Source organism: Planococcus sp. APC 3906 (assembly GCF_030407685.1).
Lineage (GTDB): Bacteria > Bacillota > Bacilli > Bacillales_A > Planococcaceae > Planococcus > Planococcus koreensis.
Window position 1 is genome coordinate 1 of sequence record NZ_JASDCW010000001.1, and the last position, 25,329, is coordinate 25,329.

Annotated in this window: 18 protein-coding genes; 16 read left to right on the top strand and 2 right to left on the bottom strand. The window is 47.7% G+C overall.

Features of this window, described 5'->3' with window-relative positions; genetic code table 11:
* The 16 genes from QMA09_RS00005 to QMA09_RS00080 form a co-directional block, all read left to right on the top strand.
* On the top strand, window positions 1-363 hold a 363-nt coding region (locus QMA09_RS00005; protein WP_290211558.1), incomplete at its 5' end, for a helix-turn-helix domain-containing protein.
* 243 nt (window positions 364-606) lie between these two features.
* Window positions 607-1,119: a hypothetical protein gene (locus QMA09_RS00010; protein WP_290211559.1), complete on the top strand. Its 513-nt coding sequence runs from the start codon at window positions 607-609 to the stop codon at window positions 1,117-1,119.
* Window positions 1,120-1,247: 128 nt separating this feature from the next.
* Window positions 1,248-2,033 (top strand): SDR family oxidoreductase, encoded by a 786-nt coding sequence (locus tag QMA09_RS00015; protein WP_290211560.1) that lies wholly within the window; start codon window positions 1,248-1,250, stop codon window positions 2,031-2,033.
* Window positions 2,034-2,182: 149 nt separating this feature from the next.
* Window positions 2,183-3,952, top strand: a complete 1,770-nt coding sequence (gene recQ, locus QMA09_RS00020) for a DNA helicase RecQ (protein WP_290211561.1) — start codon at window positions 2,183-2,185, stop codon at window positions 3,950-3,952.
* Between the two features lie 268 nt (window positions 3,953-4,220).
* Window positions 4,221-8,807 carry a glutamate synthase large subunit gene (gene gltB / locus QMA09_RS00025; protein WP_290211562.1) on the top strand — a complete coding sequence of 1,529 codons (4,587 nt, stop codon included), beginning with the start codon at window positions 4,221-4,223 and terminating at the stop codon, window positions 8,805-8,807.
* Window positions 8,808-8,825: 18 nt separating this feature from the next.
* Window positions 8,826-10,313 carry a glutamate synthase subunit beta gene (locus QMA09_RS00030; RefSeq protein WP_290211563.1) on the top strand — a complete coding sequence of 496 codons (1,488 nt, stop codon included), beginning with the start codon at window positions 8,826-8,828 and terminating at the stop codon, window positions 10,311-10,313.
* A gap of 255 nt (window positions 10,314-10,568) precedes the next feature.
* Window positions 10,569-11,003 carry a hypothetical protein gene (locus QMA09_RS00035; RefSeq protein WP_290211564.1) on the top strand — a complete coding sequence of 145 codons (435 nt, stop codon included), beginning with the start codon at window positions 10,569-10,571 and terminating at the stop codon, window positions 11,001-11,003.
* Window positions 11,004-11,092: 89 nt separating this feature from the next.
* Window positions 11,093-11,998, top strand: a complete 906-nt coding sequence (locus QMA09_RS00040) for an HD-GYP domain-containing protein (RefSeq protein ID WP_290211565.1) — start codon at window positions 11,093-11,095, stop codon at window positions 11,996-11,998.
* Window positions 11,999-12,127: 129 nt separating this feature from the next.
* Entirely contained in the window at window positions 12,128-12,760 is a 633-nt protein-coding gene (locus QMA09_RS00045) for a hypothetical protein (RefSeq protein WP_290211566.1), read from the top strand.
* Between the two features lie 133 nt (window positions 12,761-12,893).
* Window positions 12,894-14,369 (top strand): circularly permuted type 2 ATP-grasp protein, encoded by a 1,476-nt coding sequence (locus QMA09_RS00050; protein ID WP_290211567.1) that lies wholly within the window; start codon window positions 12,894-12,896, stop codon window positions 14,367-14,369.
* Window positions 14,350-16,233 (top strand): alpha-E domain-containing protein, encoded by a 1,884-nt coding sequence (locus tag QMA09_RS00055; RefSeq protein WP_290211568.1) that lies wholly within the window; start codon window positions 14,350-14,352, stop codon window positions 16,231-16,233. Before QMA09_RS00050 ends, QMA09_RS00055 begins: the two co-directional genes overlap by 20 nt.
* Before the next feature lie 150 nt (window positions 16,234-16,383).
* A complete protein-coding gene (locus QMA09_RS00060) occupies window positions 16,384-17,829 on the top strand; it encodes a DEAD/DEAH box helicase (protein WP_290211569.1) in 1,446 nt (481 codons plus the stop codon).
* Window positions 17,830-18,064: 235 nt separating this feature from the next.
* A complete protein-coding gene (locus QMA09_RS00065) occupies window positions 18,065-18,637 on the top strand; it encodes a LysM peptidoglycan-binding and 3D domain-containing protein (protein WP_290211570.1) in 573 nt (190 codons plus the stop codon).
* A 272-nt stretch (window positions 18,638-18,909) separates the two neighbouring features.
* Complete coding sequence (locus tag QMA09_RS00070) at window positions 18,910-20,436, top strand: phytoene desaturase family protein (protein ID WP_290211571.1); 1,527 nt, start codon at window positions 18,910-18,912, stop codon at window positions 20,434-20,436.
* Window positions 20,433-21,899 carry a phytoene desaturase family protein gene (locus tag QMA09_RS00075; protein WP_290211572.1) on the top strand — a complete coding sequence of 489 codons (1,467 nt, stop codon included), beginning with the start codon at window positions 20,433-20,435 and terminating at the stop codon, window positions 21,897-21,899. The genes QMA09_RS00070 and QMA09_RS00075 overlap by 4 nt, the downstream gene beginning before the upstream one ends.
* Entirely contained in the window at window positions 21,890-22,720 is an 831-nt protein-coding gene (locus QMA09_RS00080) for a phytoene/squalene synthase family protein (protein WP_135501485.1), read from the top strand. The genes QMA09_RS00075 and QMA09_RS00080 overlap by 10 nt, the downstream gene beginning before the upstream one ends.
* Before the next feature lie 35 nt (window positions 22,721-22,755).
* On the opposite strand, the gene QMA09_RS00085 is transcribed toward QMA09_RS00080, so the two are convergent.
* Window positions 22,756-24,231: a phytoene desaturase family protein gene (locus QMA09_RS00085; protein WP_290211573.1), complete on the bottom strand. Its 1,476-nt coding sequence runs from the start codon at window positions 24,229-24,231 to the stop codon at window positions 22,756-22,758.
* Complete coding sequence (locus QMA09_RS00090; RefSeq protein WP_290211574.1) at window positions 24,228-25,328, bottom strand: glycosyltransferase family 2 protein; 1,101 nt, start codon at window positions 25,326-25,328, stop codon at window positions 24,228-24,230. The genes QMA09_RS00085 and QMA09_RS00090 overlap by 4 nt, the downstream gene beginning before the upstream one ends.
* Between the last annotated feature and the right edge of the window lies 1 nt (window position 25,329).

Genomic DNA, 25,329 nt, shown 5'->3' on the forward strand with positions numbered 1-25,329 from the left:
GGAAAACTAATGAACGATTTAGGCAAAAAAATCAAAGACCTGCGAGAAGAGAAAGCATTGACTCCGGAGCAGTTGGCAGAAAAGATCGGATTTGCTAAAAGTACGATTTGGGCCTATGAGAGCGGCAAAAAACAAATTACTGTAAGCCATTTAACGCGTTTAGCTGATTTCTTCGACGTTTCTGTTGACGGATTATTGGACCGCACCGAAAAAGTCATAGACTTGGACCTGCAAAACGCTTCATCTATAAGTGATTATAATTTAATGCTCGACAATAAGCCGCTCGATCACAACGAGATTGCGGAAGCAGCATCTTACATCCAAGTAAAACGCCGCATGGGAAGTTATGGGGCAGCTAATTAAGCTTTGATGAACCATTATTTTACAAAAGCATTGAAGAAGTCCATTCTCTAATGAGTGGACTTTTTGTTAATATTAGGCATTTTAAGAGAAATAATTATATATCTTAAATAACTAAATATTCGTAAAAATGATATAATTGAACTATATTACTATTCGAATAATCTGTCGTTGTCATTTTTACCAATAATTGAGATGCACATGAAAATTCATGAACTTATTTTTCCGTAAGGCAGGCGATTCCAGATGGATAGATATATATTATACGAAACATACCGTTTGGCTATTTTGATTGATTTAATACAGCCTGCCGAGCTGATTCGGGAAATCGACCTTTATATTACGGCTGCTCCTGTGGAAGAGATTCCACATGTCTTTTACGTTTTGTCGCTTGCAAGCAACCGCAGGGTCATGCTGGAGCTGTTGACGGACCTTGCCAAAGGTGTGGACCAGGAATTGCCAAGCCATATTGTAGCGGGGCTATTGCATGAACGGCGGGATCAATACGATTCCACGGAATTGTATCGCAAGGCTGGTATGCTTGCTTCTTTGTTGAGTGATCCCGAAGAAGATGTCGCGGTGGAGTTCAAAGAGCTCGCCTATCGAAATGAAGCAGCGCAGCAAGCATACGGCAGCCGCTTCAAACGCAAAAAAACAAGAGAACGCATGCTGGCAAAAAATGAACAGGAGCTGCAAGACGGTTTGGCAAAATATGCTGGCTTTGCACAGCATTTCAGTTTTCAGGAATGGGGACATTAATATAGAAGAAACCTTATAAAAGACTGGCAAAAAAGCGGGTGGAAATCCGCTTTTTTGATTTGGAGTTTAATGCCTGTGATGCCGGGAAACCATTAAAGAGACTATAAATTTAATGGAGGCTGATCGAATTGGGTAAAACGATTTTCATTACAGGAGCTGGGAGCGGCTTAGCGAAAGGCGCTGCAATAGGATTAGCGAAAAAAGGGCATCGCGTCATCGCGCCGGTTGAAATAGCGCCTCAAGTGACATCGCTGCGCGAGGCGGCGAAAGTGGAAGGCGTCGAATTGGAAGTTTTTAAAATGGACATTACGAATCCACAGGATCTGGCGCAGATGCTGGATTACGATTTCGATATATTCGTAGCGAATGCAGCAATCAATGAAGGCGGTCCGCTCGGCGAAGTGCCGATGGCGAATTTCCGCAAGCTGTTCGAGGTGAATGTTTTCAGTACGCTTGAAACGGCGCAAATTGCTGCCCAAAAGTTTGTGGAAAAAGGACACGGCAAAATCATCTTCATGTCTTCGATGGCAGGCATCATGGCTACGCCGTATGTTGGACCTTATACTGCCACCAAGCACACGATTGAGGCGATTGCGGAAACGATGCAAAAAGAGCTAAAAGAATTCGGCGTGCAAGTGGCAACGATCAATCCAGGAGCCTTTGCTACCGGCTTTAATGACCGGAGTGCCGAAGCGAAGTGGAAATGGTTTGATGAAAAAATTCACTTTACCCGCAAAGAGGATATGGAAGAGGCTGAAAAAGCGCTCGAAGATCAATACGATCCGGCGGCTATGATTGAAAAAATGGTTGAAATCATTCCGCTCGACAACCATAAATTCCGGACTGCTTTCCCGGAAGAAACGGAACAGCAGATGAAAGAAGAAGAAGCAAAACGGTGGGACATGGAAATTTAAATACGGGAATCCGGGAAACTGTTCCAGAAGCTTAGGCTGATGGAACAGTTTTTTGCTGCAAGGTATTTTCTGCGATTTCGGAAAGAGAAAAAAGCGGCAGGAATGTGATAAGCTGTTAGATACGAGACGAGTTTTGGGAGTGTTTTATTGTGTTGGAAGAAGCGAGAAAATTACTGCAGACGCATTTTGGCTATGAGACATTCCGGACGGGACAGGAGCAGGCGATTTCACAGGTGTTCGAAGGGCAAAACACAATCTGCGTCATGCCTACGGGCGGAGGGAAATCGATGTGTTACCAGATTCCCGCTTTGGTCATGGAAGGCACGACGATTGTCGTGTCACCGCTGATTTCGCTGATGAAAGACCAGGTGGATGCGCTGCTTGCGGCCGGCATTCCTGCGGCTTATATAAACAGTTCACTTGGGTTTGAAGAAGTGCGGGAAACCTTGCACGATGTTCAGCGCGGTGCGATTAAATTATTGTACATTGCGCCGGAACGGCTGGATTCGGAAATGTTCCTCAACGAATTGCAAGGCGTGCAAGTGCCGCTGATTGCGGTCGACGAAGCACATTGCATTTCGCAATGGGGGCATGATTTCCGTCCGAGCTACCGGCTGATCAGCCGCATGGCGGGGCTGTTTCCGAACAATCCGACCGTATTGGCCTTGACAGCAACTGCTACTCCGCAGGTCAGAGAAGACATTTGCCGCATCCTCGATATTGAAGAGGAACATACGGTCATGACCGGATTTGAACGCGCAAACTTGTCGTTTTCGGTAATCCGCGGACAAGACCGCGACCGCTATGTAAAAGAATACGTCCAAAAAAACGAAAAAGAAGCCGGCATCATTTACGCAGCGACACGCAAGACAGTCGATTCCGTTTATGACATGCTGATCAAAAAAGGGGTTAAAGCCGCCAAATACCATGCAGGCATGCCGGATCAGGAGCGCAAAAGCGGCCAGGAGCGTTTTTTGAATGACGAAGTGACGGTCATGGTAGCCACTAATGCATTCGGCATGGGTATCGATAAATCCAATATCCGCTACGTCATCCATTACCAATTGCCGAAAAATATGGAGAGCTATTACCAGGAAGCGGGCCGTGCGGGGCGCGACGGGCTGCCGAGCGAATGCATCGTCCTTTATGCTTCGCAGGATGTCCAAACGCAGCGTTTCCTGATCGACCAGGCTCAGGATCCTAGCCGGATTCCTGGAGAACTGGCCAAATTGCAGGGAATGGTGGATTATTGCCATACCGAAAACTGCCTCCAGCAATTCATCATCTTTTATTTCGGCGACACGGGAGCAGAACCATGCGGCCATTGCAGCAGCTGCAGCGATGAACGCGAAAGCCTCGATGTCACGACGGATGTCCAGATGGTGTTGTCGTGCGTCGTCCGCATGGGGCAGAAATTCGGCAAGATGATGACGGCTCAAGTATTGACCGGTTCGCGCAATAAAAAAGTGCTCGATTTCGGATTTGATAAATTGTCGACGTACGGCATTTTAAAGCATCATAATGCGAAAGAAGTATCGAATTTGATCGAGTTCATGATTTCCCAGGAACTGCTGGCTGTTGAACAAGGTTCTTTCCCGACGATTTACGTACCGGACGGCGGGCGGGATGTCTTGCTCGGCAAGCGCCGGGTTTTGCGCAAAGGCGCCGTAGCGACGAAACAGATCACCCAGAACGATCCAATGTTTGAAGAACTGCGTAAAATCCGCAAAAAATTGGCGGACGACGCGGGCGTACCGCCGTTTGTTATTTTCTCTGATAAAACACTTCGGGATATGTGTTCTAGAAAGCCGAAGTCCGAGGAAGAGTTTCTTGAAGTGAATGGCGTCGGAACAAGTAAATTAGAGAAGTACGGAGAAGCGTTCTTAACCGCCATCCGTGACTTTCCTGAAGCTGAATAAGTGAATTGTCAAGCTGCCGAGAAATTATCGGCAGCTTTTTTTGTTTCATTTAAATAGAGGGAATTTAATTTTTTTATGCATAAAGTTTGGTGTGAAAATGCCTTTAAAACAGGATTTGGATGAAAATGTGTAGATACAAAGCCTTTTAATGAAACCGTTTTCATTATTCTGACGTTAATTTTATTTGATAAAAGCGTATATATATTCAATAAACATGCTATAATATTCTGATATTATGACACTCTACTGAGTTAAAGGAGGCGATTTGATGAGAAAGAAAGAGTATCCAGCCGCACAAGGGCTTTATCATCCAGATCAAGAACATGAAGCATGCGGTATTGGCATGATTGCAAATATCAACGGAGAAAAATCGCATTCGATTGTTCAAAATGCCATTAATATTCTTTGTAACCTCGAACACCGCGGAGGACAATCTTCTGATACTAGCACTGGCGATGGAGCCGGCATCCTGACACAGATTCCCCACCGTTTCTTCTATAAACAATGCGAAAAGGAAGGGATCGCCCTGCCGGCTGAAGGCCGCTATGGCATCGGCATGGTGTTTATGCCACAGGATTACGATTTGCGCATGCAGACGAAAGAGGTTATCAAGCGCATCATCGAAGAAGAAGGGCAGAAATGCCTTGGCTGGCGCCCTGTCCCGGTAAACGATTCGTTTGTCGGAAAAGTAGCCGCTAAGACCAAGCCGGTTATCCGCCAAGTGTTTATCGAGGCGGCGGATGAGCTGGAAGACCGCATGGCGCTTGAACGGAAATTATACGTGATCCGGAAGCGCATCGAAATGGAGATGGGCAGCAGCCCTGATTACAGCGATGTCTATTTCAGCAGTTTGTCAGCGGGCACGATCGTTTATAAAGGAATGCTTATTCCGGAACAGCTCGACTCGTTTTACATTGACCTCAACCATCCCGAATTCAAATCGGCGTTGGCATTAGTTCACTCCCGTTTCAGCACCAATACATTCCCGAGCTGGCAGCGGTCGCATCCGAACCGCTATTCGATCCACAACGGCGAATTCAACACACTTCGCGGCAACGTCAATTGGATGCGCGCGCGGCAAGTATTGTGCAACTCCCCTTATTTCACGGAAAAAGATATAGAGAAAGTTTTGCCTGTCATCGATGAAAGTGGAAGCGACTCATCCATGTTCGACAATTGCTTCGAATTCCTTCATTTATCAGGGCGTTCGCTGGCCCATACGGCCATGATGATGGTTCCGGAGCCTTGGGTTAACGACCCGACAATTAAACAGGAAAAACGAGATTTTTACGAATACCACAGTACGTTGATGGAACCGTGGGATGGGCCGGCTGCATTGGTCTTCACGGACGGCAAGCAGATTGCAGCCTGCCTGGACCGCAATGGCCTGCGCCCAGCGCGCTATTACGTAACGAAAAGCGGCATGATCGTCTTGGGTTCTGAAGTTGGTGCCCTTGATATTTTTGCGGATGACATCGTCTATAAAGAGCGTCTGCGCCCTGGGAAAATGCTATTGATTGATTTGGAAGCGGGTAAAATCATCCCGGATGAAGAAATCAAACTCCAAATAGCGGCTGAGCTGCCGTACCGTTCATGGATTGAAAACAATATGCTGGACCTGGCAGATATTCCTGAACCAACTGCAGCGCCTGACTATGCCGATACGGAAGACTTGCTCGTACAGCAATTGGCATTCGGCTATACGACAGAAGAAGTCCAAAAAATCATCAAACCGCTCGCGACAGACGGCAAAGATCCGGTAGGTTCGATGGGATACGATTCGCCTCTCGCGGTGTTGTCGAAAAAGCCGCAGCTCTTATACAGCTATTTCAAGCAATTATTCGCACAAGTGACGAATCCGCCGATTGACGCGATCCGCGAACACATCATTACAGCGGCACAGACCACGATCGGGGCGGAAGGCAATCTTGTCCAACCCGGTCCGGGAAGCTGCCGCCATATCCGCTTGGAAACCCCGGTCTTGACGAATGGCCAGTTGGAAAAACTGCGCCAGCAGCAACTGCCCGAATTCAAAGCGGTGACGCTGTCGATTTTATTTGAAGCGGCAGGTGGAGCGCAGGCGCTGGAACAGAAACTGGAAGAGCTTTTCATCCAAGCTAACGAAGCGTTTGACGCAGGTGCGACATTATTGATCTTATCTGACCGCGGTGTGGATCAACAACATGCGGCGATACCGGCTTTGCTGGCTGTATCTGGCCTCCACCACCATCTGATCCGCCAAGGCACCCGCACGCGGATGAGCATCCTCCTGGAGTCGGCTGAACCGCGCGAAGTGCACCATTTCGCTGCATTGCTTGGCTACGGAGCTGAAGGGATCAACCCATATTTGGCGTTCAAATCAATCGGAGACCTCGTGGATTCCGGCGATGTCGGCGGTGTTTCTTACGAAGAGGCAGAAGCGGGCTATATCAACGCGGTAACGGACGGCATCATCAAAGTGTTGTCGAAAATGGGGATTTCCACTATCCAAAGTTACCGAGGTGCTCAAATTTTCGAGGCAGTCGGCATCCACATGGATGTCATCGACCGCTACTTTACCCGTACATCATCGCGGCTTGGCGGAATCGGCCTCGATATCATCACGAAAGAAGTGCTGATGCGCCATGCCCAAGCTTATCCGGAGCGTGAAGGCGGGAACCATGCGCTTGAGCCCGGGGACGAATACCAATACCGTGCAAACGGCGAAACGCATCAATACAATCCAGTAACCATTCACACGTTGCAGCAGGCATGCCGGACGAATAATTACAAAACGTTCAAGAAATACAGCGGCTTGCTGACGGCTGAAACATCCAATGTGCAATCTTTACGGGGCTTGCTGGAATTCAAGGAACAAGCTTCTGTTCCGATTGACGAAGTGGAGACAATCGAACAGATCTGTGCACGCTTCAAAACCGGTGCAATGTCATTCGGTTCCATTAGCCAGGAAGCACACGAAGCTTTGGCGATTGCAATGAACCGAATCGGCGGCCGCAGCAACTCCGGAGAAGGCGGCGAACAGACCTCCCGCTTTACGCCGGATGCCAACGGCGACAATCGCCGCAGTTCAATCAAACAAGTGGCATCTGGCCGCTTTGGCGTGACCAGCCATTATTTAGTCAATGCCGATGAAATTCAGATAAAAGTGGCGCAAGGCGCGAAACCTGGAGAAGGCGGCCATCTGCCCGGCAAGAAAGTATATCCGTGGGTAGCGGAAGTCCGCGGTTCAACACCAGGCGTCGAACTGATTTCACCTCCGCCGCACCACGATATCTATTCAATCGAAGATTTGGCGGAATTGATCTTCAACTTGAAAAACGCCAATCCGCAAGCACGCATCAGCGTCAAGCTGGTTTCTGCTGTGGGCGTCGGCACAATCGCTGCCGGCGTTGCGAAAGGGCGTGCAGATGTCGTGCTCATCAGCGGCTATGACGGCGGAACAGGCGCAGCACCGAAGACGAGTTTGAAGCACACCGGCCTGCCATGGGAAATCGGCTTGGCTGAAACGCATCAGACCTTGCTGCTAAATGGCTTGCGCGACCGCATTGTCGTTGAAACCGACGGCAAAATGATGACAGGCCGCGATGTTGTAACGGCAGCCCTTTTGGGAGCGGAAGAATTCGGTTTTTCCACGGCACCGCTAGTTGTCCTTGGCTGCATTATGATGCGCGTTTGCCATATGGACACGTGTCCGGTCGGCATTGCGACGCAGAACCCGGAACTGCGCAAGAAGTATATGGGCGACCCGGAACATGTTGCGAACTTCATGCGCTTTGTCGCGCAGGAAACGCGTGAATTGATGGCGGAACTCGGTTTCCGCACAATCGACGAAATGATTGGCCGCACAGATGTGCTCCAGACGAAAGCGGACATCGACCATTGGAAAGCGAAAGGCTTGGATCTGTCAGCGTTGCTGCATCAGCCGGACCTGCCGGAAAAAGTCGGACGCTACGCCACGGTCAAACAAGACCATGGCCTGGAGCAGACGCTGGATGTCCAGGAATTGCTGCCGCGTTCCAAAGATGCTATTGAAAACGGCACGCGCATCGAATTGACGACTGCCATCCGCAATATCCACCGGGCAACCGGCACGATTATTGGCAGCGCAATCTCTAAACGATACGGTGCGAAAGGGCTGCCGGAAGATACCATCAATTTTAATTTCCGGGGCTCAGCCGGCCAAAGTTTCGGAGCATTCATTCCGAAAGGGATGACCTTGAAATTGATCGGCGACGCCAATGACTTTGTCGGAAAAGGCTTGTCGGGCGGTAAAATAATCGTCTATCCTGCACCTGATTCGACATTCATCCCGGAGAAAAACATCATCATCGGCAACGTGGCGTTTTACGGAGCGTCAGCGGGCGAAGCCTATATCTATGGTGTAGCCGGCGAACGTTTTGCAGTCCGCAACAGCGGCGCGAAGATTGTCGTAGAAGGGGTTGGCGACCACGGCTGTGAATACATGACCGGGGGACGCGTTGCAATCCTTGGCTCTACAGGCAAGAACTTCGCAGCCGGGATGTCGGGCGGCGTCGCATATGTGCTGGACGAAGACGGCACATTCGGTACGCGCTGCAACCCAGAGATGGTCCATATGCAACCCCTTGCTGAACCGGCTGAAATGGAAGAACTCCGCGGAATGATCGAAAACTATGTGCGTTACACAAACAGTGAAAATGGCAAACGGATCTTGGCGTATTGGGATATATTCTCGGCGAAATTCATACGCGTGATTCCGAAAGCTTACTTGAAGATAAATGACCGCATCGATAAGCTTCAACAAAGCGGCATGGCACGAGGGGACGCTGAAATGGCGGCCTTTGAAGAAAGCAAAATGGCTGGAACCGGAAAATAAACGAGGAGGAGGGATTCGATGGGCAAACCAACTGGATTTATGGAATATAACCGGCAGACACTCAAAGAACGCATTCCACAAGAACGCGTCAAGGATTGGTCGGATTACACCGTTCCGCTGTCGGATGAAGAAGTAAGCAAACAAGGCGCGCGCTGTATGGATTGCGGTGTTCCAACCTGCCAAACAGGCATGGAACTGGAAGGCGCTACAACTGGCTGCCCTGTAAACCACCTGATCCCGGAGTGGAACGACCTTGTTTATCGCGGCCAATGGAAAGAGGCCTTGCACCGGGAGCATATTATGAATAATTTTCCGGAATTTACGGGGGCGGCGTGTCCGGCTCCATGTGAAGGGGCTTGTGTCCTTGCCATCAACGAACCGGCAGTCGCGATCCGGACGGTTGAACGTTCGATTATCGAGAAAGGCTTCGCGGAAGGCTGGGTAGTGCCGGAACCGCCAAAAACACGCACCGGCAAAAAGGTCGCGGTCATTGGTTCTGGACCTGCTGGCCTGGCAACTGCTGCCCAACTGAATAAAGCCGGACATTATGTGACGGTATTTGAACGCAGCGATCGTGTCGGAGGGCTTTTGACGTATGGCATTCCCGAAATGAAGCTTCCTTATGATATGGTGATGCGCCGTGTCAAAATCCTGGAGCAGGAAGGCATCACATTCATCACGAACACCGAAGTCGGCAAAGATTATCCGGTTTCCTCCCTGCGTTCCGATTTTGATGCAGTCGTCATGTGCGGCGGTGCGACTGTCCACCGCAATGTCGATGTAGCGGGACGCGATTTGAAAGGGATCCATTACGCAATGGATTTCCTCCACAGCAACACAAAGAGCCTATTGGATTCAAATTTGGCAGATGGCCAGTTTATTTCAGCTGAAGGCAAAAACGTCATCGTCATCGGAGGCGGCGATACAGGCACAGACTGTCTGGCAACAGCTGTCCGCCAGAATTGCCGCAGCCTCGTGCAATTCGATGTCTACGACCAAAAAGGTGCGTTGCGCGATGAAGCCGGCAATCCATGGCCGCAGTATCCAAAAGTTCATCGCGTCGAATACGGCCAAAAAGAAGCGGCTGCCGCTTTTGGGCATGACCCGCGCGCATTTGCGGTCATGACGAAAAAATTTGTCGGCGATGAAAATGGGGCTGTCAAAGAAGTCCATACCGTCAACGTCAAACTGAAAATTGATGAGCAGGGGAACCGGATCCGTGAAGAAATTCCGGGCACTGAAAAAGTCTGGAAAGCGGACTTGGTGCTGCTGGCAATCGGTTTCAGCGGACCGGAACAAGGGCTGATCCAGCAACTAGCTGTAGAAACGACGGCGAAGTCTACCGTCAAAGCGGAATATGGCAAATACACCACCAATGTGGAGGGTGTATTCGCTGCAGGAGATATGCGCCGTGGCCAAAGCTTGATTGTCTGGGCAATCAACGAAGGCCGCGAAGCCGCACGCGAATGCGACCGCTACCTTATGGGCTCGACTGTATTGCCGTAATAACATCAAAAATGGAAAGGCCGGAAGAAATTCCGGCCTTTTTTTGATGCTAAACACCTTTGTGTCAATAATAATCCTTTTATTGTAAAGGATTGACAAATTATATTGTACTATGACAATGGTTCTTATATACTAAGATAGAGGACTGTCGACATTAAAATATTTCAAATACTGGAATCTCAGGGGGAGTTTTCACTATTTGAAGACCAAAAACACAGGATGCCTCAACTAACCGACCCGACTGGAGGAAAGAGAATGTTCAAGAAAAATGTAATTGCTGCAATTCTTACAGTAATGCTTACAGTAATGCTTGGCACATCGGCATTTGCTGCAGGAGATACGTCAGTAACACCGGAGATTGCGCAAGGATTGTCTGATATCGAGCTGGTAAATAACCAAATCTACGCTGAAATCGCCGAAGCACAAGGGGAAGCGGATGAGTTGTATGCTCAGTATCTGGCTGATTACGCAAATGCTTACGACGCAGAGACTAAAGCCGCGTTATGGGCTAAATACGATGAAGAAGTATCGGCTTTGATCCATGAGCTCGATATGAAGACTAGAGAAATGACACGCGTTGGCGTGGAAAATGCTAATGCTGCAGGAATTACAGTAGCCATCGAGTGGATCCCGGTTCAGTTTCCTGATCGAGTTGCAATGATTGATCCAATCCATGTAGTAGGCTGGTAAATTTCATTGGAAAAAGAGAATAGATAAAGTATTATGAGAGTATAGAAGTATCTACGCTCTCATAATTTTTTTCAGAAGGAAGTGTATTTGTGAAAGGATTGGACATATTAAGGGGCAAGTATCTGGAAAATGTTAATAATGACTCCACTTCATTAAGTTTGTTGGGACGCGGAAGCGGTATTGAAATGATGAAACAGACCATTTCAAAAGATAAACTTTTTATACTTTTTCCAACTGAAGAGGCGGATGCTCAAGAATATTTCTACATACTTGATGGTAAGATTGAGGCGGAAATCGATGGGATTAAAACAGAGGTCGGAGCACATGATTTCATTTCAGCTAAAAATCTTGAAGTCCCAGTCCATTTTTCAACCCTTACCGATGTTACGCTATTGTCTGTATCTACTGCGCCGATTTTCCATTACCTAAGTGACGTTATAAAAGCATTAAAGGAAGTAGGCGAAGCTGTAGAAAGAAAAGATCGATATACATTCAATCACAGTGCCCGCGTAGCTGACTATGCAGTTAAAACGGCTGCCAAGATGAAGTTAGGAAAAGATCGAACAGAGAGTTTGTATCTGGCATCTATCTTTCATGACATCGGCAAAATAAATATTCCGGAAGAAGTATTAAAAAAACCGGATAAATTGACCAATGAAGAATTTGATATCGTCAAAAAACATCCTGGCGACGGTGCTGACATGCTCCGGAAAACGGCTTATGCGGATCTTGCGGATATTGTCGAGCAGCATCATGAGCGGATCAATGGCCGCGGCTATCCTTTTGGCTTGAAGGGCAACGAAATATTGACGGAAGCGAAGATCATTGGTGTCTGTGATACGTTTGATGCGATGACGGAAGACCGAGCTTACCGAAAAGCTTTTAGCGCAGAATATGCAATGGCTGAAATCAGGGAATTGGCTGGCGTTCAATACGATCCTGAAGTGGTCGAGGCGTTTTGGCAGGTGCTGAAAGAAGAAGGCAAAATTCAATAATGTTCCTCTCTTTTAGACACCTCTTTTACTGGCAGGTGTCTTTGTTTTTTTCATTTAAAGGTTTGAAAAGATTCGAAATAGTCAATACTAAATAACACAGGATTTTAAAATTAAAAGGAGTGGTAATCGATGGCTAGAAAATCAAGCGGGACATTCGGTAAATTAGTGTTATTAGGAGTTGGTGCTTTAATCGGTGCCGCAATGACACAGAAAAAAGAAGGGCAAACGGGCACTTCTTCAACACAAGCTGGAAATCTGAAAGAATCTGTCGTTAAAGGGCTTGACCGTCTTAACGAGCAATCAGGCGGCATGGTCGATAAAGTGAAGCCAAGCGTCAACAAAGCGGTTGAAGCTGTGAAAGGCGCTATTGAAAGCCAGCAGCAGATGATGAATAAAGAAAAAGATGCATTGGACAAAGCCAATGAGACCTTGAAAAAGGATGTAGGCAATTCAACTAGCACAACAGGTACGGGTACTGCAGGAGCAAGTTCAACAGGCACAACGAGTACAGGAACAACTGGCTCAAGTTCAACAGGCACAACAAGCACAGGTTTCACTGGTACCGGTTCAACTGGCTCAGGCATGACAAGCTCTGACAAATCGGGCAGCGGCACGTCGGGCACTGCGGGCGGTTCATCTTCTACAACAGGCGGATCTGCAACTTCAGGAACCACTCCGAGCGGCGGCGCATTTGGCGGCGGCACGGCTTACAGCGAATCACTGAAAAAGAATAAAGATGACGATAAGTCAAAAAATAACTAATTTTTCAGTTAAATGTATATTCTCTCTGAAAAATAAGATAAAATGAATACAGGAAAAGCTATAGCTCGCAAAAAAGAGCCATAGCTTTTTTTGTATATATTGGATGCAGCAAAATGATTTAAGGAGGGTATGTATGTTCGAATCGTATAATGTAAAGCCATATTTTGATGAAATGTTTACAGCGCAAGGAACGGCGAAACCTCATTACCGAAAGTTCTATGAAAAACTTCAGCAGTTTTCCGAAGAAGAGCTGAAGGAAAAGCATGAAACAGCCCAGCTGTCTTTTCTCAGGCAAGGGATTACATTCACGGTCTATAACAATAACGTCGGAACAGAGCGGACAATGCCTTTCGATTTTGTGCCGATCATCATCTCCCCGGATGAATGGGATACGATTGAAAAAGGCATGATTCAACGTACAGAAGCCTTAAACCGCTTTTTAGATGATGTCTATCATAACCAGAAAATCCTCGAAGACGGAATAATCCCCAGAAGACTGGTAGAAGAAAATCCCTATTATTATGCAAAACAAGTGCAAGGAATCAATGTGCCCTTGAAAAACCATATATTTTTAGCTGGCATTGATTTGATTCGCGACGAACACGGAAAATATCATGTGCTTGAAGACAACCTGCGAAACCCCTCTGGAATGTCTTATGTTTACCAAAACCGATACGTTATGCGGCAAGTGTATCCGGAATTCTTCAATAATCATTCCGTGCATGCGCTGGAGCATCAAATGTCATACCTGCATGAAGCGATTCTTGATCATGCTCCTAAAACGACGAACGACAAGCCGTTTGCTGTCCTTTTAACCCCCGGAATGTACAATTCCGCTTATTACGACCACGTTTTTTTGGCCCAGCAAATGGGCATTGACCTGGTTGAAGGCAGGGACCTCATTGTCAAAGACCACATTGTCTACATGAAATCGATCCGCGGGCTCAAGCGTGTAGACATCGTTTACCGCCGCATCGATGATGATTTTCTGGACCCGGAAGCTTTCCGCGAAGACTCGGCACTGGGCGTGCCAGGCTTGTTGGACGCTTACCGCCACGGGAACGTCGCTATTTTGAATGGAATTGGCAATGGCGTTGCGGATGACAAGGCGATTTATGCGTATGTTCCGGAAATGATCCGCTATTACTTGAACGAAGAACCGATCATCGATAACGTGAAAACTTATTTGCTTGATAATCCGGAAGAACGGGAATGGGTACTAGAGCATCTGGAGGAACTGGTCGTGAAAAACGTCGGGGCTTCCGGAGGCTACGATATGCTTGTCGGACCCCATGCATCGAAAGAGCTGATCGAAGAATTCCGGGCGAAAATCATCGAGACCCCCCATCAATACATCGCCCAGCCGACAATCAAATTATCCCGCGCTCCCGCTTACCAAGGCGAGGATTTTTACCCGTGCCATGTCGATTTGCGCGTCTTCGTCATGAGAGGGAAAAATACGCGCGTCCTTCCTGGAGGATTATCGAGGGTGGCGCTTAAGCGCGGATCTCTCATAGTCAACTCTTCGCAGGGCGGCGGCGGAAAAGATACCTGGGTCTACCGGGAGAAGGATGACAGGGGGGAACACAATGCTAAGCCGAGTAGCTAATTCTTTGTACTGGATGTCCCGCAATGCCGAGCGGGCGGAAAATAATGCGCGGATTTTGGATGTCCAGCTTTTGCAGATGATCGAAGCTTCCGATGAAGAATTGGTCAGGGACAGTGACTGGAAACTGATTTATGAAATATGCGCTTCGAGTGAAGAACTCAGCCGTATTAAGTCCCAGGAACATTATGAAGAAGACCAGCTGGTTCAATATCTTTCGTTTGATGAGGGCAATATGAATTCCGTTGCAAATTGTGTCCGGACCGCCCGCGAAAATGCCCGCGTCAGCCGCGACCATATCACGGATGATTATTGGCAGACCTGGAACCGCTGTTATTTGGCTTTGCAGGATGTAGAAGCGGGCCAATGCACGGCCAAAGATGTCGGCAAGTTTTTGGAACGCGTCAAATTCACTTCGCTGACGTCGCAAGGGATTATTGAAGCGGCCATGTCCCGCGGAGTCGGCTATCAAATCATCAAAATCGCCAAGTGGCTCGAGCGTGCTGAAAAAACCGCCCGGATTTTGAATGTCGTCTGTGAGCGGACTTACGAACAACAGTTGAAAGCCCAAACGGAAGATTATTATTACTGGCTTTCTGCGCTGCGCATGACCAACGCGTATGACGCGTATTTAAAAGCGAATCCACCAAAAATGGATCCGCGCCAAATACTTGATTTCCTTATTTCCAATCAAAGCTTTCCGCGTTCGATCCGCTATTGCCTGGATCATGTACGGGCAGCAGTGGAAGAGTTGGAAGACAGCAAGATTTCCCATTATTCGTGGGAGCTCTATGCAAAACTCGACGAAGTGCGGACTGAGTTCAACGAGCTGAATTTGGATGAATTATCAACAGATGGAATGATGGAGTTTCTGAATCATTTCCAGGACGGCTGCAATGAAATCAGCCAATTGTTCTCAAAAACCTATTATTTAATCGATCCTTCTTCAGAACAGTCTGGACAAAGCCAGTCACAGAATGCAACAAATCAGATGGGCACGAAGGGAATAACTACTATGAAGTATAAAATCGAGCACACCAATATTTTTAAATACGAAACGATTGTCGACCAAAGCATGAACTCCATCCGCCTGAAGCCGAAATCCGATGAATGCCAGCGCCTGCATTCTTATCGTGCGGATATTACGCCAGCCTCATTGACAAAAGAGCATATCGATATTTGGGGCAATAATGTGGAAACCTTTTTCATTGCAGAGCATCACCAAAATCTTGAAGTGAAAGCGACGTCGACTGTCAGCATCCAGAAAAGCCCGTTTATCCACCGCATCGATTATTCACCGGAAATGAACGCCATCTTCCATTCGAATTTATTTGCGGAACAATATTTGGCATACCTGAGCAATACGGCATATACGTATCTGACGCCGGAACACATTAGCCAAGTGGATGAAGCACTCGGCGAAATGTCGAATCCGGTCCAGTATTCGATCGATGTAATGAATTACCTGCACGACCGTTTTACGTATGACGGCGAGTCAACGGACGTATCAACACGGGCGGAAGAGTCGTTCGATTTGATGAAAGGCGTCTGCCAGGACATCACGCACGTCATGCTTGGGATATTGCGCGCCAAAAACATCCCGGCGCGCTATGTCAGCGGCTATTTATACGTCGGCGAGAACTCAGCGTTGATCGGCGATGCGGCGAGCCATGCATGGGTTGAAGTGATGGTCCCGGGCATCGGCTGGGTCGGCTTGGACCCGACGAACAATGTAGAAGCGCTCGAGCACCATATCCTTGTCGGGGTAGGGCGCGATTACAATGATGTCAGCCCGGTGCAAGGCGTCTACAGAGGCGGCAGCCAGTCGCTTGACGTCAAAGTATCGGTCAGCCTGCTCGACCAATAAGCAGCAAATCAGCCAGCGGAGCAATTCCGCTGGTTTTTTAATTGCCAATCGGCAAGATAAAACTTAATAATCGCTTAACGTGTGAAAGAGCGATATCCGTGCGATAATAAAACAACGTGTATATTTTTGAACGGAGAAGGAGCAATAATTATGACTGAAAAACAATTTACTGATTTTACGATTAGCGAACCGATCTTGAAAGCATTGGACGGGCTTGGCTATAAAAAACCGACAGAGGTGCAAGAAAAGGTCATCCCGGTCGCTTTGGCCAAAACGGATTTAACTGTGAAATCACAGACAGGGAGCGGGAAAACCGCTTCTTTCGGAATTCCGATCTGCGAATTGCTCGATTGGGAAGAAAATAAGCCGCAGGCGCTGATTTTGACGCCGACGCGCGAATTGGCAGACCAGGTAAAAGAGGACATTACGAATATCGGGCGCTTTAAGCGCATCAAGGCAGCAGCGGTATACGGCAAACAGCCTTTCGCTTACCAACAGGCTGAATTGAAGCAGAAATGCCACGTCGTTGTTGGGACGCCTGGACGGGTGCTGGATCATATTGAGCGCGGCACGATCGACTTGAGCAAAGTTGCTTATCTGGTGCTTGATGAAGCGGATGAAATGCTGAACATGGGCTTTATTGAACAAGTGGAGACGATCATCACTAAGCTTCCGGAACAGCGCACAACAATGCTGTTCTCGGCCACCTTGCCTGAAAACGTCGAGAAGCTTCAGCGCAAATACATGACCGACCCTGAACACATTGAAATCGAATCGACGGACACCATCACGGACCGCATCGCCCATTCGTTGATCCGTGTGGAGGAAAAGAGAAAGTTTGCTGTGCTGCGCGATTTGACGATTGTTGAAAATCCGGACAGCTGCATCATTTTCTGCCGTACGAAAGACAATGTCGACTTTGTTATGGAACAGCTTGAAAAGCATCATTACACGTGCGAGAAATTGCATGGCGGCATGCTGCAGGAAGACCGTTTTGCAGTGATGAGCGAATTCAAGCGCGGCGAGTTCCGTTACCTGGTGGCTACGGACGTTGCTGCTCGCGGCATTGATATCGACAGCATCACGCATGTCATCAATTATGATATTCCGTTAGAAAAAGAAAGCTATGTGCATCGTGCCGGCCGGACGGGGCGTGCAGGCAAGACGGGGAAAGCCATTACGTTCGTAACACCGCATGAAGGAAAATTCCTCGCGGAAATCGAAGCGTATATCGGCTTTGAAATCGAAGAGCGCATGGCGCCTTCAGCCAGCGAGGTCCACGCAGCAGAGCCTGCCTTTACGGAGAAGCTCGAAACACAGCCGAAGCTGAAAAAGAACAAGAATGAGCAAGTGAACAAAGACATCATGAAATTGTATTTCAATGGCGGCAAGAAAAAGAAATTGCGCGCATTTGATTTTGTCGGCACGCTGACAAGCATCCCTGGCGTCACGGCTGAAGACATCGGCATCATCAAAATCCAGGATACGGTAACGTACATCGATATCCTTAACGGCAAAGGGCCGATGGTATTGAAAGCAATGAAAGATAAGACGATCAAAGGCAAGACCTTGAAAGTCCATAAAGCGAATAAATAACAGCAGACTGTTCTTTGTGAACGTTTCAGAGTTGTCGGCAATTTGCCGGCAACTCTTTTATTTTGTAATAAATACTTGCTGTTCCGGGTAAAAAGCTTCTCTCTGCAACTTAATAATTACAAATGTCATGAAAAATAGTCGAATTGTAATGGTATAGGCGTCTAACTGTTACAGAACTGTAATGTTTACGTGTTATTTTGTTTGTACTGCAAAAACAAACAAAGGAGCGAACAAATTGAAAAAACTACTAATTGTCTTAAGCTTTGCACTAGTTTTATTTCTTGGCACGTCTCTAGAAAGTTCAGCAGCTTCAAATACATACACGGTTAAAAGTGGGGACACTTTATATAAGATTTCTAAAACGCATAAAGTATCAGTCAGCAACCTGAAAACATGGAACAAACTTAAATCAAATACCATCCACCCAAAACAGAAATTAAAAGTGAAAGGCACGGCAGTGAAAACAGCTGCTAAAGCGAAAGCAAAAACGCCTTCACGTTCAACTTCATCGAATGTAGTTAAAGAATTTACAGTTTCCGCTTCAGCTTATACAGCATCTTGCGCTGGATGTTCCGGCATTACGAAAACGGGTATTAACTTGAAGAAAAACCCAGGTTTGAAAGTAATCGCGGTTGATCCGAGAGTCATCAAACTAGGAACGAAAGTTTATGTTGACGGCTACGGCTACGCAGTTGCAGGCGACACAGGCGGCGCAATCAAAGGCAATAAAATCGACGTCTTCATCCCAACTAAGAGCGCGGCTCTGAAATGGGGACGCAAAAACGTCAAAATTAAAATCTTGAAATAAGCTCATTGAAATACCCGATGCCTGAGGCATCGGGTATTTTTTTATTTAGTAAAGAAGTTGAAAGATACGCTATCAACAAAATATCTTTATTAATAGAGCGCGATTAGACCTCTCCAAAAAAGATAAAAAATCTGAAAAATGATAAAATGGAAATATCTTATAAACGTGCGGATTAAACATATCGCTAGTCATTTGGATGTTAAAAATATATAATGTTTGTATAATAAATGTCTAACTATTATAGGGAGTTAGTCTAAAATGGGGGTTAAGCCATGAAAGAGCGGATGATAGTAATAGGCGCAGGCCCAGGCGGCTTGGCGGCGGCGATGCTGCTGGCGAGCAAAGGCTATAAAGTGGATGTCTACGAGAAACAAGACAGAGTAGGAGGGCGCAATGCAGAATTGCATCTCGGCGATTTCAAATTTGATACAGGGCCGACATTCTTAAGCATGATTCACATTGTGGAAGAGCTATTTGAAGCATCCGGACGCCAATTGAAGGATTATATGGAAGCAATCGAACTGGATCCGATGTACGAATTGCGTTTTGAAGACCAAAACCTGATCATGACACGCAATTACGAACAGATGAGAAAACAGATTGACGAGAATTTCAAAGGCGATGGTGAAGGCTATGTCCGCTTCATGAAAGACAACGCGAAAAAATTGGAGGCGCTGACGCCGCTGCTGCAATCGCGCATGGACAAGCTGATCCACATGATGCAGCCCAATGTCATCAAAGCGCTGCCTCAACTGGAAGTCAACAAAACCTTATATGATGTTTTGTCCCGCTATTTTAAAGACGAGCGGTTGAAGATGGCTTTTGCGTTTCAGTCAAAATACCTTGGCATGTCCCCGTGGGAATGCCCAGGTGCGTTTTCCATCCTTTCTTATATGGAGCATGCATACGGCATCTTCCATCCAATTGGCGGCGTCAACCAGCTTTCACAGGCGATGGCCAAGGTGGTTGAAGAGTTGGGCGGCGCCATCCATTTAGGTCAAGGCGTTAAAAAATTAGTCATTGAAAATCGTGCTGTAAAAGGCGTTGAGCTGGAAGATGGCTCTGTCGAATTGGCAGATGAAGTCGTCATCAACGGTGATTTTGCGCATGTCATGACCCATCTTGTAGAACCGGGCATTTTGAAGAAATACAGTCCGCAAAAATTGGAGAAGAAAAAGTATTCTTGTTCAACGTTCATGATGTACCTGGGGCTTGATAAAAAATATGACCTTTCCCACCATACCATCATCTTTTCGAAGGACTATAAAAAGAATGTCGAGGAAATCACCAATACGCGCATGCTTTCGGCAGATCCCTCGATTTACGTCCAGAATGCCAGCGTAACCGATCCGACGTTGGCGCCTGAAGGCAAGTCGACGCTTTATATCCTGGCGCCGGTGCCGAATAATTTCAGCGATATCGGATGGGAGCAGGAAAAAGGGGCTTTCCGTGAACTTGTTCTGGATATCATTGAAGAAAAATCGGAATTTAAAGGGATCCGCGACCATATCGTAGAAGAGCAGCTATTGACGCCGTTCGACTGGGAGCATGATTATTCTGTTTACAAAGGCGCAACATTCAACTTGGGCCATCAATTGTCGCAGATGATGATTTTCCGTCCCCATAATAAATTCGAAGAACTGGATCATTGCTGGCTGGTTGGCGGCGGAACGCATCCCGGAAGCGGGTTGCCGACGATCTTGGAATCTGCCCGCATTACAGCGAATGGCATTTTCGAGCAATACGGCAAAGCGCCTGTTCCGACTTCGCCTTTGCCGGTATTGGAGGGCTTTTCATGAAAATTGCCATTATCGGAGGCGGCGTCGGCGGTTTGATGGGAGCGCTTTTCTTAACGCGCCAAGGCTTCGATGTCACCATCTTTGAAAAAGAGCAAAAATTGGGCGGCCGTTTAACGTTCGTTGAACGAGACGGCTTCCGGATCGACGAAGGGCCGACGATTGTGCTGTTGCCGGAAATGTTCCGCAAGTTGCTGGGGGAAGCCGGAATCAGCGATGACGATTATGAATTGCTGCTCTGCGACCCATTGTATACAATCCGTTATCCGGACGGCAAAGTGTACACCAAATATCCGGATATCGAACGCCAAGCCGCAGAAGTGGAGCGGGTGTTTCCAGGGGAACAGGAAGGCTTCCTGAAATTCATGGCAGAAGGCAGAGAACGCTTTGAAATTGGAAGCTCTGCCTTTTTGGAACATTCCTTTGTCAAAAAAAGCGATTTCTGGACACCTGGGAATGTGAAAAAGCTGCTGAAGCTGAAGCCGCAGCAATCCGTGAAAAAGCTGATGTCCAATTATTTTAAAGACGAAAGGCTTCAATTGGCTTATACATTGCAGGCGCTGTATATCGGGGGAGACCCTTTCAATGCGCCTGCCATGTATTCTTTGGTGCCTTTCAGTGAGCATGAACATGGTGTGCATTATTTGAAAGGCGGCTACGGCAGCTTGATCCCGCTTCTTGAAAAGGAACTTCGGAAGCGCCCCAATGCTGAGATACATACCGGCTGCCTAGTAGAAAACATTGTCGTTGATGACGATGTTGTCAAAGGAATTGAAACAAAAGAAGGATTTCAGGCTTTTGACGGCGTAATTTATAATGGAGACTTTCCTTCAATTACATCTGTCCTGCCCGGCCAGAAAGAGAAGGAATTTATTCCTTCTTCCGGTTGCGTATTGTTATACTTCGGGCTCGACAAGGTCTATGAAGATGTTAATGTCCATCAGTTTTTCATTGGCAGCAGTTATGAAAACCATATGAAAAATGTCTTTAACGATAAGAAACTTCCTGAAGACCCTGCGTTCTATACATTCCACCCTTCCAAAGTGGATCGTTCACTTGCTCCGGAAGGGAAAGGCGTCCTTTACATGTTGGTGCCTGTTCCTGCCGGCTCAACGGTCGATTGGGCTTCGGAAACGGAATGGATCGATCAAATTATAGAACGCGCGGAGCAATTATCTTTTCCAGGGTTAAAGGCGGCGACGGAGTGGATGGAAGTCAGGACGCCGACAGATGCCGAAGCGTTCGGCTTGTTCAAAGGCGGCAGTTTCGGCATTGGGCCGACGCTGTTCCAATCAGGGGTTTTCCGTCCGCAGGTCAAGCCGTATAAAACCCAAGGCTTGTTCGCAGTGGGAGCGTCCGTGCATCCAGGCGGTGGAATCCCGATTGTCATGCAAGGAGCGAAACTCATGGCCGAGCAAGTCCAAAGTGAGTTCACCAGTGAAGGGAGCGGTCCACGATGGAAGTAAGACAAGCTTACGATTATTGTGAAAAAGTCATTGCTGCCAATTCCAAGAGTTTTTACAAAACCTTTTCTTTATTGCCAAAGGAAAAACGGAAAGCGGTTTGGGCAGTTTATGCATTTTGCCGCCTCGCTGACGATATTGTCGATGAAGGGGATAACCCCGTTGAAGAACTTGCAAAGTTCGAGCAGGAGTTCCAGCAATTCTTGAAAGGCCAGCACAATCCGGAAAATCCGATGTGGGTTGCACTGGCGGATGTGTTCCAAACCTTCGATATGGATGCAGACGCATTTTCCTGCCTGCTGAGAGGCCAGGCAATGGATTTGTCTTTCAGCCGCTACGAAACAGTTGAAGACCTGCTGGACTATTGCTACCACGTGGCGAGCAGCGTCGGGCTGATGCTGCTTCCGATTCTTGCACCAGGAAAAACGGCTGTGCTGAAAGAAGGCGCGGTCTCCCTGGGCTACGCGATGCAGCTCACGAATATTTTGCGGGATGTAGGAGAAGATTTGAAAATTGGCCGAATTTATTTGCCGAATGAAGTTCTGCATAAATACAGCCTTGCCGATGCGGATCTGCATAATGGGCAAGTCAGCGGAGAGTTTGTCGAGGTCTGGGAAGACCTTGCCAAACAAGCTGAACAATATTATGAGCATGCTTTTGAAACCATCCATGAATACCCGTTATCCTCGCGCATTGCTGTAAAAGGGGCGGGCCTTGTGTATCGGGAGATTTTGTCGGCAATCCGCGACAAGCGCTATAATGTATTCAAAGAAAAACATTTCGTATCAGATGAATCGAAACAGGCCATCCTGGCTTGCTTATAAAAAAGGCTTCAGCGCAGATTCGCGCTGAAGCCTTTTTATTTATGCTGTTTGATAATGCGTTTTGCCAAGTTTTGTCCGCCCATTGTGACAATCGGAGAACCGCCGCCTGGATGCGTGCTGCCGCTGATGAAGTATAAATTGGCAATGTCCGGGCTGGCATTGGCAGGACGCAGGAATGCATCCGCTTTGCGGTGGGAAGATGGGCCATAAAGTGCGCCGCGCCACGAGCCGAACGTCTCCTTGATGAAAGAAGAGGTAAAAACCTTCTCCACAGCGAGGCGGCTGCGGATTTCTACGCCGTAGCTTTCCAGAAAATCGTAGATGCGTTCTTTGTATTGCTCAGGATCGATTTGCAGCTGTCCGTCCTTTGTCAGGGCAGGTGCGTTGACTAATATGAATAAATTGCTGCCATCCGGAGATACGGACGGGTCGGTGAAGGAGGAATTGCTGATATAGACGGTCGGTTCGTCGCTATAGCGCTGCTGGGCGAACAGGTCGGCAAATTCTTGCCGGTAATCCCCGGAGAAAAATACGTTATGGTGTTTGAGTTCCGGTGCATAACCCTTCAATCCTGCAGTTATGACAAATGCAGAAATGGATGGTTCAAAACGTGCCGCTTTACTGTCAGAAAACGAAGGACGCAGTTTTCCCTCCACCAATTCAGGATAAGCGCTTAAAAGATCACCGTTTAAAATGACCAGATCGGCCTCGGCTTTCTCGCCGCCTGCCAGCTCCACGCCACATACCTGCCCTTTGTCCACCAAAATCCGTGTTACAGCAGTCCCTGTTTGCAGCACCGCTCCATTTTTTCTGGCAACAGTTGCGAAAGCCTCTGCAATGCGGACATTTCCGCCTTTGGTGTAATACACGCCTTCGACCAATTCAAGATAGGCAATCATTGCAAACGTCGCTGGCGCTTTATACGGAGAAGACCCGATATACGTGGCATAGCGGCCTAATGCCTGCAGCAAATTCGGGTTTGAAAAATAACGCTTGAAAAAATGGTCCAAGGTTTCTATCGGCCTCGCCTGCAATAAAGCGGTTCCGAGTGAAGGGGAAAGGTAATCGCGCCAGGATTGGAACGTGGCTGGAAAGAAATAGCGTTCTGATAATTGGTAAAGACGGTCGATTTCTTTTAGGAATTTCGGATAATTGGCTGCATCGGCTGAGGAAGAGCGGGCAATTTCAGCAGCCATCTTTTCCGGATCAGAAGAAAACTCGATTGTGGAACCGTCTGAAAAATGATTGCGAGTATGCGATTGGAGTGGCAATAGTTCGAAAAAATCTTCTGCCCGCTCACCTGTCTGTTCGATGATTCCGTTGAAAACATGCGGCATCGTGATGGTATTCGGCCCGAAATCGAACGTATAGCTGCCCAATGAAACCGGCATTAATTTACCTCCGAGATGAGCGTTTTGCTCATATAAATGCACCTGGAATCCGGCATGCGCCAACGTAACAGCTGACGCAAGACCGCCAAGGCCGCCGCCGATAATAATCACTTTTTTCATGAATACTGCCTGCCTTTCCAGGAATACGGTTTTTTGCGCCATGCTTTCCACATGGAATGGAGCAGCACAGCAATCATTGCAGCTGCCTGCGCCGGCATCAGAAATGCCAAATACCAATGCTGGCGGGTTCTGAGCATGACGTAAAGCTGCTGCAATACGGTTAATGCGTAAGGGATAGCATACAATGGATTGGCTGTCAGCATGCCATACATAAGCAGAAACAGCGGAGCTACGTAAAACGCGCTATAAAATAGGCTTAAGACAGCTGCCATCAAAGGCGAACGGCCGATGCCTGCATAACTGTTTTTCAAGAAGCCTTCCCATACGTCATGGTTTGTGTCATACATCCGGCAGCGCACCGACCGGGTGATATTGGCGAGTAGCATCTTCATGCCCGAAGCCTTCATCAAGCGCGCAATGTGGACGTCTTCCACGAGAGAATCCGACACGGCAGCATGGCCGCCGATCTTGTCGTATGCTCGGCGTTCGAACATCATCCACATGCCGTTTGCCGCTGTGGTTGAGGGGATATTCGTTCGATTGGCCACGGCCAGCGGAAGATGGAAGAAGACAACAAAATGCTGCATCGGAACCAATAGCTTGCTCAAGAAAGGGGGCACATCGAACGCAGGAAAACCGGACAATAATTTCGCGTTTTTTTGCTGCATCAACGACAACGCTTGTCCGAACGCCTCCGGAACAAAGCGGATATCGGCATCAATGAACAGCAGGTATTCTCCTTGGGCATGCTGCTGCAATTGGTGGCAGGCATGGACTTTTCCAACCCAGCCTGCTGGCAGTTCCCGTCCCTGTAAAAGCGTGAAACGGCTGTCGCCAGCTGTCAGGCGGGAAAGAATCTCGCCGGTACGGTCTGTCGATTGATCGTTTAAAATGATGAATTCCATACTCGGATAATCCGCGGCTTTCAGGCAAGCCACCAAAGTTTCGGCGTTATGTTCTTCATTGCGCATCGGAATCAGCACTGAAATGAGCGGAGCTGAAGACAAGTTCGCCTTGGTTGGCAGCAAAGGAAGGAAAAAGCTGTTAAAGATCGTCCACAGCAAAAAAAATACAAGTGCACCGATGAACAAGAACATG

Excerpts from the sequence above, each read along its gene's own strand:
- QMA09_RS00045 (WP_290211566.1), top strand. The coding sequence starts at position 12,128 with ATGGCTAGAAAATCAAGCGGGACATTCGGTAAATTAGTGTTATTAGGA.
- QMA09_RS00055 (WP_290211568.1), top strand. The coding sequence starts at position 14,350 with ATGCTAAGCCGAGTAGCTAATTCTTTGTACTGGATGTCCCGCAATGCC.
- QMA09_RS00010 (WP_290211559.1), top strand. The coding sequence starts at position 607 with ATGGATAGATATATATTATACGAAACATACCGTTTGGCTATTTTGATT.
- QMA09_RS00085 (WP_290211573.1), bottom strand. The coding sequence starts at position 24,231 with ATGAAAAAAGTGATTATTATCGGCGGCGGCCTTGGCGGTCTTGCGTCA.
- gltB (WP_290211562.1), top strand. The coding sequence starts at position 4,221 with ATGAGAAAGAAAGAGTATCCAGCCGCACAAGGGCTTTATCATCCAGAT.
- QMA09_RS00070 (WP_290211571.1), top strand. The coding sequence starts at position 18,910 with ATGAAAGAGCGGATGATAGTAATAGGCGCAGGCCCAGGCGGCTTGGCG.
- QMA09_RS00050 (WP_290211567.1), top strand. The coding sequence starts at position 12,894 with ATGTTCGAATCGTATAATGTAAAGCCATATTTTGATGAAATGTTTACA.
- QMA09_RS00075 (WP_290211572.1), top strand. The coding sequence starts at position 20,433 with ATGAAAATTGCCATTATCGGAGGCGGCGTCGGCGGTTTGATGGGAGCG.
- QMA09_RS00090 (WP_290211574.1), bottom strand. The coding sequence starts at position 25,328 with ATGTTCTTGTTCATCGGTGCACTTGTATTTTTTTTGCTGTGGACGATC.
- QMA09_RS00035 (WP_290211564.1), top strand. The coding sequence starts at position 10,569 with ATGTTCAAGAAAAATGTAATTGCTGCAATTCTTACAGTAATGCTTACA.
- QMA09_RS00060 (WP_290211569.1), top strand. The coding sequence starts at position 16,384 with ATGACTGAAAAACAATTTACTGATTTTACGATTAGCGAACCGATCTTG.
- QMA09_RS00080 (WP_135501485.1), top strand. The coding sequence starts at position 21,890 with ATGGAAGTAAGACAAGCTTACGATTATTGTGAAAAAGTCATTGCTGCC.
- QMA09_RS00030 (WP_290211563.1), top strand. The coding sequence starts at position 8,826 with ATGGGCAAACCAACTGGATTTATGGAATATAACCGGCAGACACTCAAA.